The sequence below is a fragment of the Streptomyces sp. 796.1 genome (assembly GCF_047525675.1).
In the GTDB taxonomy this organism is placed as follows: domain Bacteria; phylum Actinomycetota; class Actinomycetes; order Streptomycetales; family Streptomycetaceae; genus Streptomyces.
Genome location: NZ_JBLIWA010000031.1, coordinates 121,237 through 131,279 on the forward strand (window position 1 = coordinate 121,237; position 10,043 = coordinate 131,279).

Here is a 10,043-nt window from a genome sequence, read left to right on the forward strand (position 1 = left end):
CGCCCCTCACCCCACCTTGCGTCCCACCCCCGCGAACAGCGCCACGTCCGCGCCGGTGACCTCCGTCAGCGGCTGCTCGATCTCGGGCTTCCACGCCGAGATCATGGTGACGCCCGGCTCGACCTGCTCAAGACCGTCGAAGAAGCGGGCCACCTCGTCCCGGGTGCGGCCGACGACCGTGATGCCGCTGCTGCGGTAGAGCTCGGTGACGCGGGCGGTGACGGCCGGGTCCTCGTCGGGCGCGCCGTGCGACAGGGCCAGGTAGCTGCCCGGCGCGAGCTGCGCCACCAGATGGCTGACCAGCTCGTACGGGCCCTGCTCGGCCGGTACGAAGTGCAGCAGCGCATTGAGCGACAGGGCGACGGGCCGGCTCAGGTCGAGCGTGTCGTGCAGCGCGGGCGCCTCGAAGATCGTCTCCGGGCGCAACACGTCGGCGTGCAGGTACGTCGCCCGCCCGGCCGGGGAACTGTGCAGCAGCGCGTCGGCGTAGGTGAGCACGATCGGGTCGTGGTCGACGTAGACGACCCGGGCGTCGGCCGCGGCGCGCTGCGCCACCTGGTGCAGGTTGGGTTCCGTCGGCAGTCCGCTGCCGATGTCGAGGAACTGGCGGATGCCGGCCTCGGCCGCCAGCCAGTGCGTGGACCTGTGCATGAAGGAACGGTTGGCCCTGGCCCACACCTTGGCCCGCGGCCACACCGAGAGCACCTGCTCGGCGGCCTGGACGTCCGCCGCGTAGTGCGTCTTGCCACCCAGGAAGTAGTCGTACATCCGGGCCGAGTGCGGCCGGCTGGTGTCGATGTCCTCGGACCGGAAGCGATATCCCGTCATCTGCGCTGAACCCCCGTAGGCCAGGCCGCCCGCCGATTCCCCGCGTACGGTTGCGGAGTTGGGCGGACGAACTCACTGGACGCTCACCCTACGTGGCCGCCCCGCGGGCGTTACGGGGGAGGGCCCGTGGCGCCCCAGCGGCCACCCCGCGGCCCGGCGGCGGCCCGTACCGGCGGGGCGTCCGGGCTCCGGAAGGCGGCGCGGTCCCCTCGCCAAGTCCCACCGGGGAATTGGCGGAGCGTCACCCTCCGCATCCGCCGACACCGCCCCGAGCTGCACGGACCTCGCGGCTGCCACTCGAAGCGCCGCCAGGACGCGGGTGCGACACCGCCGGCGCGCCGCCCGAAGTGCGGCCCCGGACGCCGTCGCCGACCCCCCGCCACGACCGGCCGTCCGGCCGCTCCCGGGTGACCAACTGGTGGGCCTCCGGAAAGAGTTGTGGATGACCGGTGAAATACGTACAGTCGCTTCCGTCGGACTCCGTCACATCATGGGATGTGACGGAGCCCTTTTCATCGTATGGGGGATTGAATGCGTACACGCGCATCTTTGGCCGTATTCGCCGTCGCCGGGATCACCGCGCTGACGGGGCTGACGGCGACGTCAGCACATGCGAGCGGCTCGGGCGACACCAAGATCACCAAGGTGGTCGTCAACGGCGGCAAGAACGTCGTGATCGGCACGAGCGGCGCCAAGACCTTCACGGTCGCCGTCACGGCCCAGGACAACTCGGGCATCAAGCGGGCCGACATCAACATCCAGGGCCCGTCATCCGGCTTCTTCCAGCCGACCAAGGCCGTCAAGTGCACCCCGGCCGGCAAGGCCGCGACCTGCACCGCCACCTTCACCGTCGACCCGCGGGTGGACCTGTACACCAACGCCCTGGCCGGCGTCTGGTACGTGGACACCTGGGTGGACGCCAAGGACGGTGACTTCTACACCACCGAGAAGGCCGGCTCCTTCAAGCTCCAGCGCGAGGGCAAGCTCACCGTCAACGCCTCGCCCGAGCCGGTCAAGAAGGGCAAGACGCTCACCGTCACGGGCAAGCTGACCCGCGCCCACTGGGACGTCTTCGGCGACAACAAGTGGGTCGCGCACGGCAACCAGTCGGTCAAGCTGGAGTTCCGCAAGAAGGGCGCCAAGTCCTTCACGACCGTCAAGACGGTCAAGACCAGCAAGAGCGGCGACCTGAAGACCACGCTCAAGGCGTCGGTCGACGGCGACTGGCGCTGGAACTTCGCCGGCTACAGCAGCCACGCCGCGGTCGCCTCCGGCGTGGACTTCGTCGACGTGAAGTAGTCCGACCGGCAGCAGACAGCGAGCGGGCCCGCGCCACCACCAGGCGCGGGCCCGCTCGTCCGTTTCGCTCGCCGCCCAGCGGACCGCGCCGGCGCGTTACGCCGGGAAGCGCTTGGCCACCCAGCGCCAGGCCACCTCAAGCAGCACGGAGGCCGCAGCGGCGATGCCGACCGCGGTCCACGGCATCGACGTGCCCACCAGCTTGAGCGCGAAGAAGTCCTGCAACCACGGCGTGACCAGCACGATCACAAAGCCCAGCGCCATCGTCAGGACCAGCCCGATCCGCCACCAGGTGTACGGCCGGGCGACGATCGCCAGCACCCACATCGAGATCAGGAACAGCGTCAGCGTCGCCGCACTGGTCTCCGCGTCCCGCGCCCCGTCGCCGGTGTAGACGTGCCGGGCGATCAGATAGGTGGCGAAAGTGGCGACGGCCGCGATCACCCCGGCCGGGATCGAGTACCGCATGACGCGCCGTACGAAGTGCGGCCTCGCCCGCTCCTTGTTCGGCGCCAGCGCCAGGAAGAACGCCGGCACGCCGATGGTCAGCGTGGACAGCAGCGTCAGATGGCGGGGCAGGAAGGGGTAGGACACCTGCGAGCAGACCACCAGCATCGCCAGCAGCACCGAGTACACGGTCTTGACCAGGAACAGGTTGGCGACCCGCTCGATGTTGCCGATCACCCGGCGGCCCTCGGCGACCACCGACGGCAGCGTCGAGAAGCTGTTGTTGAGCAGCACGATCTGGGCGACCGCGCGGGTGGCCTCCGAACCCGAGCCCATCGACACGCCGATGTCCGCGTCCTTGAGCGCCAGCACGTCGTTGACGCCGTCGCCGGTCATCGCCACGTTGTGGCCGCGCGACTGGAGCGCGCCCACCATGTCCCGCTTCTGCTGCGGGGTGACCCGGCCGAAGACCGCGCCCTCCTCCAGGGCGGCGGCCATCTCCTCCCGGTCGGCGGGCAACTGGCGGGCGTCCACGGTGTGCTCGGCGCCCGGCAGCCCGAGCTTGCCGGCCACCGCGCCGACCGAGACCGCGTTGTCGCCGGAGATGACCTTCGCGGCGACGTTCTGGTCCGCGAAGTACTGCAACGTCTCGGCGGCGTCCGGGCGCAGCCGCTGCTCCAGGACGACCAGTGCGACCGGCTCGACGCCCTCGGCCACCCGCTGATCGTCCAGCTCCCGCTCGGTACGGGCCAGCAGCAGCACCCGCAGGCCCTGCGTGTTGAGCTCCTCGATCTCCGCGAGCGCCGGATCGCCGGCGGGCAGCAGCACGTCGGGCGCGCCGAGCAGCCAACCGCCCGCCGCCCCGTCAGGGCCGGTGAGCGTGGCGCCGCTGTACTTGCGGGCCGAGGAGAACGGCAGCGCGGCGGTGCAGTTCCAGCCGTCCGGCGCCGGGTAGGCGTCGATGAGCGCCTGGAGGCTGGCGTTGGGCCGCGGATCGGAGGCACCGAGCGCGCCGAGCACCTGCCGTACGTACGCCTCGTCGCCGGGCCCGCCGGCCCGGTCTGCCCCTGCCTCCGACCTGCCGTCGGCGCCCGACCCGTCAGCCCCTGAACCGTCAGCCCCAACCGCCCCGCCGGCCTCACCAGCGCCGCCGACGCCGCCGGCACCGCCGTCCAGCAGGCGCAGCTCCGTGACGTCCATGCCGCCCTCGGTGAGGGTGCCGGTCTTGTCCAGGCAGACCACGTCGACCCGGGCCAGGCCCTCGATCGCCGGCAGCTCCTGCACCAGGCACTGCTTGCGGCCCAGCCGGATGACGCCGATCGCGAAGGCCACCGAGGTCAGCAGCACCAGCCCCTCGGGCACCATCGGCACGATGCCGCCGACCATCCGCCGCACGGCCTCGCGCCAGTCGTGGTTCTCCACCACGCTCTGGCTGATGACCAGGCCGATCGCGGTCGGGATCATCATCCAGGTCACGTACTTCAGGATCTGGCTGATGCCGCTGCGCAGCTCGGAGTGGACCAGCGTGAAGCGCGACGCCTCCTCGGCGAGCTGCACCGCGTACGCCTCCCGGCCGACCTTGGTGGCCGTGAAGGCGCCGCCGCCGGCGACCACGAAGGAGCCGGACATCACCGGGTCGCCGGGCCGCTTGAGCACCGGGTCGGCCTCGCCGGTCAGCAGGGACTCGTCGATCTCCAGGCCGTCGGCCTCCACCACCTCGCCGTCGACCACGACCTTGTCGCCGGGGCCGAGCTCGACCAGGTCGCCGAGGACGATCTCGCCGACCGGGACCTCGGCCGCCACCCCGTCCCGGCGCACGGTCGGCTTGGCCTCGCCGATGACCGCGAGGCTGTCCAGGGTCTTCTTGGCGCGCAACTCCTGGATGATGCCGATCGCGGTGTTGGCCACGATCACGAAGCCGAACAGCGCGTCCTGGATCGGCGCCACGGCCAGCATGATCACGAAGAGGATGCCGATGATCGCGTTGAACCGGGTGAAGACATTGGCCCGGACGATCTCGGCGGTGGAGCGCGAGGAGCGCACCGGGACGTCGTTGACCTCGCCCCGGCTGACGCGCTCCGCGACCTCGGCCGTGCTCAGCCCGGGGTGCCCCGGCGCGCGTGCCGCCGTCTGGGTGAGTGCGGAGGCCGCGCCGCCGTCCGGATCAGGTTCGTCGACTGCGGTCTCAGCCCGATAGGTCATGTCTCGACGGTACGGGGCGGAGCCGGCGGGCACCCCTTGAATTCGCCCCAAGAGGCGGTGGTAGTTCTCTCAACGAATCTCCACACCTCCGCAGCAACCCGACGGCCCTCCACTGCGTCCGCCGCCGCGTGACGACCGTCGCCGGCACCGGGCTGACCTGCGGGTTCGGGGCCGGTGTGGGGGTGTTGCGGCCGGCTGTCGGTGGGCCCCCGGCGATGTCGGGGTGACGGTCCGCGCGGGCCTCGTAACGGCTGGCGGGGCGGGGAGCGGCAGGTGGGACCGGGGACGGCGGGCCGACCGGCGACGGCGGTGCGGGGTGGCGGTGTGCGGCGGTGGCGTACCGGGGCGTGCCCCGGCGCGCGGGTCACGCGGGGTGGGCCGGCTCTGCGCCGTCCGCCGCCCGGGCCGCAGCCGCCCGTCGGATCGCCTCGTCGCGCTTGCGCACGTACCAGATGCCGATCAGCCCGAGCCCGCCGCCGGCCAGCGGGGCCCACAGCCACCACAGGTGCCCGTGGTCGTCGAACCAGCCGTAGAACGGGAGCTGGACGAGGAAGAGGACGAACCAGATCACCGTGCCGCCGGTGATGGTGGCGACGACGTTGCCCTCTAGCGGCTCGGGCGCCTCGTGCAGCGGTGTCCACTTCTTCATGCGGCCAGCCTAGTCCGTCGCCCGGACGGCACCCGGCGGCACCCGGCGCCGGGCGGTGGCCGTGGGAGATCCGGATCTATACCGGTCTACGCGCGGAGATAGCAATCTTCTCCTTGTTTGTTCATACTGCAACGGTCCGGTTTCGTCCGGTCTTACTCGTAGGAACATCCGAGTACGGGTGGGCGCGCAGCCGTCGGTACGGACCGTCGGTCGCGCGTCGGTCGTCGCCAGGACGGCCCACCACGTCCCCCCGGTGCCACCCCCGCCCCGCCTTCCCCCAGGCCCGTACGACTGAGGTCCCGCATGTCTTCCCCGGACACCGCTGCGGCGGACGCCGAGCAGCCGCCCCCACCCGCCTCGCGCAACGCCGTCGACCGGTTCTTCCAGATCTCCCAGCGGGGCTCGACCATCGCCCGCGAGGTCCGCGGCGGGCTGGCGACCTTCTTCGCGATGGCGTACATCATCGTGCTGAACCCGATCATCCTGGGCTCAAGCCACGACAAGTACGAGCACTACCTGGACAACGCGCAGCTCGTCACGGCGACGGCGCTGATGGCCGGGCTCACCACGTTGCTGATGGGCGTCATCGGCAACGTGCCGATCGCCATCGCCGCCGGCCTCGGCATCAACGCCGTCGTCTCGCTCCAGCTCGCCCCCAAGATGAGCTGGCCCGACGCGATGGGCATGGTGGTGCTCGCCGGTCTGGTGCTGATGATCCTGGTCGCCTCCGGTCTGCGGCAGCGCGTCATGGACGCCATCCCGGGCGGGCTGCGCCGGGCCATCGCGATCGGCATCGGCCTGTTCATCTCGCTGATCGGCCTGGTCGACTCCGGCTTCATCACCCGCAACCCGGACAAGGCCCACACCACCGTCCCGCTCGGCCTCGGCATCGAGGGCAAGCTCCAGGGCTGGCCGGTGCTGATCTTCGTGGTCGGGCTGGCGCTGACGTTCGTGCTGGTGGTCCGCAAGACCCGGGGCGCGATCCTGATCGGGATCACCGTGATGGCCTTCGTCGCCATCATCATCAACTCGCTGGTCACCATCCCGGACGCGAGCTGGGGCCTGGCCGTCCCCGAGGTGCCGGACAAGGTGGTGGACACCCCGGACTTCGGCCTGATCGGTGAGATCAGCCTGTTCGGCGGCTTCCACGAGGTCGGCGTCCTCACCGGCTGCCTCTTCGTCTTCACCGTGCTGCTGTCCGGCTTCTTCGACGCGATGGGCACCATCATCGGCGTCGGCGAAGAGGCCGGCCTCACCGACGAGAAGGGCCAGCTCCCCGGCATGGGCCGGATCCTGATGGTGGACGGCGTCGCGGTCGCCGGCGGCGGCTTCGGCTCCGCGTCGGCCAACACCTGCTTCGTGGAGTCCACGGCCGGCGTCGGCGAGGGCGCCCGCACGGGCCTGGCCAACATCGTGACCGGCGGCCTCTTCCTGCTCGCGCTGATCTTCACGCCACTGGCCAAGGTCGTCCCCTCGCAGGCGGCGACGCCCGCGCTGCTGGTCGTCGGCTTCCTGATCATGGCGTCGAACATCACCGAGATCGACTGGAGCGACGTCACGATCGCCATCCCGGCGTTCCTGACGATGGCCACGATGCCGTTCACGTACAGCATCACCAACGGCATCGGCATCGGCGTGCTGGCCTTCATCCTGCTGCGCGTCGCCACCAACCGCTGGCGCGAGGTGCCCTGGCTGCTCAACGTCGTCGGCGCGTGCTTCCTCGTCTACTTCCTGCTGCACCCGATCGAGGAGGCGCTGGGCGTGTAGTCCCCGCCCCGCCGCGCACCTCGTGGGCCGCGTCCGACCGTTCTCCGGCCGGGCGCGGCCCCGTTTGCGCAGGTGGCTCGTACGTGCGCGTCGCTCGTACGCGCGCGGGTGCGAGCGAGAGGCCCGTACGTGCAGGCGGTCGGGCGGGGGCGGTCGCGCGGCGGCGGTTCAGCGCGGGCCGGCGGTCGACGGTGTCGACGGGGCGCCCGGCTCGTCGTAGAAGGCGGCCGTTTCGTCCACGGATGCGTGAAAGCGTTCGTCGAAGTCTTCCCGGACGAGCGTCCTGACGACGTACTCCTGCACGCTCATGCCGCGCTTGCCGGCATGTTGCCTGATCCGGTCCAGCAACTCCCCGTCGATCCGCAGGCTGAGCACCTTTGATCCCATGCGGAACAGCGTCGCCGGGGGAGGGGCGTCGGTCGTCCGCTTTATGGCGCGAGATCACTCGTATGGGTGATTCGGACGCGAAACGTTAACGGGTTTTGTTAGGTAGTGTAATGAGTTACGCTAACTACATGCCTGATCTGACCGGCGACGACGCTGCCGCCGTGAACGCACTGCGATCCGCCGTGATGCGCCTCTCCCGGCGCCTCAAGCACCATCCCCTCACGGCCGACGGCGGCCGTGGCGGGCGGGTCGACGAGTCGCTCAGCCCGACCGAGATGTCGGTGCTCGGCACCCTCGCCCGCTGTGGTTCGGCCACCCCGGGCGAGCTCGCCCGCAGGGAGCACGTCCAGCCGCCGTCGATGACCCGCATCGTGGCACTGCTCGAAGCCAAGGGACTGGTCAGGCTGGAACCACATCCCGAAGACCGGCGACAGAAGGTCGTCTCCCAGACGGAGCGGGCGGAGGCGATGCTGGAGGAGAGCCGCCGCAAGCGCAACGCCTGGCTCGCCGAGCTCGCCGGACAGCTCGACGAGGACGAGTGGGCCACGCTGCGCGCAGCGGCGCCGGTCCTGGAGAAGCTCGCCCATCTGTGACCCATCCCGGCGTGCGCCACCGCACGCCGGCCCGACCCCACCGACCCCGCTGGCTCGACCGGCTCAACCGGTTCCGCTGGCTCAACCGAGTTCCACCCCGCCCGGCGACACCGGGGCCGGCGAACACCCGGCCCCGGCAGCCCCCGCCGGACCGCACTGACGCCGACCCGGCCCGTACGCGACACCGGGGAGCACGGCCCACCAGGGCCGCGCCGCCGCAGGACACGTACGGACGCGTACGCACCGGCACGGCCGCGTACACACAGGTACGCACACGTCACCAGCCGACGACCCGATCAGGGACCGCCCCGCCGGACGGCCCCCCGATACGAAAGGAGGCGAAGCCGCTTTGAGTACGGGACCCGGAGCAGACTCCGCACCCGCACCAAAACCGACCACGACGCAACCCACCCCACCGGGCCGCGGCAGCACGTTCAGTTCGCTGAAGATCCGCAACTACCGGCTCTTCGCCAGCGGCGCCGTCATATCCAACACCGGGACCTGGATGTCCCGGATCACCCAGGACTGGCTGGTGCTCGGGCTCACCGGCTCCGCCACCGCCGTCGGCATCACCACGGCGCTCCAGTTCCTGCCGATGCTGCTCTTCGGCCTGTACGGCGGCGTCATCGCCGACCGCTACCCCAAGCGCAACATCCTGCTCTTCACGCAGGCCGCGCTCGGCCTGTGCGGCTTCGCGCTCGCCGCCCTGACGCTCAGCGGCCACGTGCAGGTGTGGCACGTCTATCTGATCGCGTTCCTGCTCGGCATGGTCACCGTCGTGGACACGCCCGCGCGGCAGGCGTTCGTGATGGAGATGGTCGGCCCGGACGACCTGCGCAACGCCGTCAGCCTCAACTCGGCGAACTTCCAGTCCGCGCGCCTCATCGGCCCGGCCGTCGCCGGTGTGCTGATCACCGCCGTCGGCAGCGGCTGGGCCTTCCTGCTCAACGGGCTGTCCTTCACCGCGCCGCTGATCGGCCTGCTGCTGATGCGCACCAGCGAACTGCACCACGTCGAGCGCGCCCCGCGCGGCAAGGGCCAACTGCGCGAGGGCCTGCACTACGTGGCGGCCCGCCCCGACCTGCTCTGGCCGATCGTGCTCGTCGGCTTCATCGGCACCTTCGGCTTCAACTTCCCCATCTGGCTGACCGCCTTCGCCGACGACGTCTTCCACGCCGGGCCCGGCACGTACGGCCTGCTGAACACGTTGATGGCGGCCGGTTCGCTGACCGGCGCGCTGCTCGCCGCCCGCCGCGGCACCTCGCGGCTGCGGATGCTGGTCGGCGCGGCGCTGCTGTTCGGCGTCCTGGAGGTCGCCGCCGGCCTCGCGCCGACGTTCTGGGTCTTCGCCGCCCTCATGGTGCCGATCGGCGTCTTCGGCCTGACCTTCAACGTCACCGCGAACAGCAGCGTCCAACTCGCCACCGACCCGGCGATGCGGGGCCGCGTGATGAGCCTGTACATGATGGTCTTCGTCGGCGGCACCCCGATCGGCGGCCCGCTGATCGGCTGGGTCACCGACACGTACGGGGCCCGCATCGGCTTCGTCGTTGGCGGTGTGATCTCCGCACTCGCGGCCGTCGTGGTCGGCCTCGTCCTGGTACGCGTCGGCGGCCACCGACTCCGCGTGGACCTGCGGCGCGGCCAGCGCAGGGTGCGGCTGGTACCGCGTACGGCGGGTGGCACGGGGCCTGCGGGGGCTGTTGCCGACCCGGCCGGGCCGCCGACGTCGGAGGCGCCGGTAGCGGCGCCGGCAGCGGCGGCAGCCCCGGCAGCGGCGGCAGCCCCGACAGCGGCGGCGGTGGGGGCCGGCGGTCGGGCCACGGTCTGATCGGCCTGGGCCGCCCCGCCGCGGTGCGCCCCGCCTCGGC

Annotated in this window: 8 protein-coding genes; 4 read left to right on the plus strand and 4 right to left on the minus strand. The window is 71.3% G+C overall.

What is annotated here, in order from left to right:
- Positions 1-6 precede the first annotated feature (6 nt).
- Positions 7-828: an SAM-dependent methyltransferase gene (locus ACMA1D_RS21365; RefSeq protein ID WP_414725611.1), complete on the minus strand. Its 822-nt coding sequence runs from the start codon at positions 826-828 to the stop codon at positions 7-9.
- A 531-nt stretch (positions 829-1,359) separates the two neighbouring features.
- Between ACMA1D_RS21365 and ACMA1D_RS21370 the strand changes: the two genes are divergently transcribed.
- The gene (locus ACMA1D_RS21370; protein ID WP_414725612.1) at positions 1,360-2,127 is read left to right on the plus strand and encodes a calcium-binding protein; all 768 of its coding nucleotides are present in this window, start codon (positions 1,360-1,362) and stop codon (positions 2,125-2,127) included.
- 96 nt (positions 2,128-2,223) lie between these two features.
- Here the strand turns inward: ACMA1D_RS21370 and ACMA1D_RS21375 are convergent, their stop codons facing one another.
- Positions 2,224-4,776 carry a cation-translocating P-type ATPase gene (locus ACMA1D_RS21375; protein ID WP_414725613.1) on the minus strand — a complete coding sequence of 851 codons (2,553 nt, stop codon included), beginning with the start codon at positions 4,774-4,776 and terminating at the stop codon, positions 2,224-2,226.
- 364 nt (positions 4,777-5,140) lie between these two features.
- Positions 5,141-5,425 (minus strand): DUF2530 domain-containing protein, encoded by a 285-nt coding sequence (locus ACMA1D_RS21380; RefSeq protein ID WP_414725614.1) that lies wholly within the window; start codon positions 5,423-5,425, stop codon positions 5,141-5,143.
- A 303-nt stretch (positions 5,426-5,728) separates the two neighbouring features.
- Here ACMA1D_RS21380 and ACMA1D_RS21385 point away from each other — a divergent pair, with 303 nt between their 5' ends.
- Positions 5,729-7,192, plus strand: coding sequence for an NCS2 family permease (locus tag ACMA1D_RS21385; protein WP_414725615.1), 1,464 nt, complete (start codon positions 5,729-5,731; stop codon positions 7,190-7,192).
- 168 nt (positions 7,193-7,360) lie between these two features.
- On the opposite strand, the gene ACMA1D_RS21390 is transcribed toward ACMA1D_RS21385, so the two are convergent.
- Positions 7,361-7,579: a ribbon-helix-helix protein, CopG family gene (locus ACMA1D_RS21390; protein ID WP_414725616.1), complete on the minus strand. Its 219-nt coding sequence runs from the start codon at positions 7,577-7,579 to the stop codon at positions 7,361-7,363.
- A gap of 128 nt (positions 7,580-7,707) precedes the next feature.
- Here ACMA1D_RS21390 and ACMA1D_RS21395 point away from each other — a divergent pair, with 128 nt between their 5' ends.
- Together ACMA1D_RS21395 and ACMA1D_RS21400 are read left to right on the plus strand one after the other, a co-directional pair.
- Entirely contained in the window at positions 7,708-8,172 is a 465-nt protein-coding gene (locus tag ACMA1D_RS21395) for a MarR family transcriptional regulator (RefSeq protein WP_349997579.1), read from the plus strand.
- A 349-nt stretch (positions 8,173-8,521) separates the two neighbouring features.
- Positions 8,522-10,003 carry an MFS transporter gene (locus ACMA1D_RS21400; RefSeq protein WP_414725617.1) on the plus strand — a complete coding sequence of 494 codons (1,482 nt, stop codon included), beginning with the start codon at positions 8,522-8,524 and terminating at the stop codon, positions 10,001-10,003.
- Positions 10,004-10,043 lie beyond the last annotated feature (40 nt).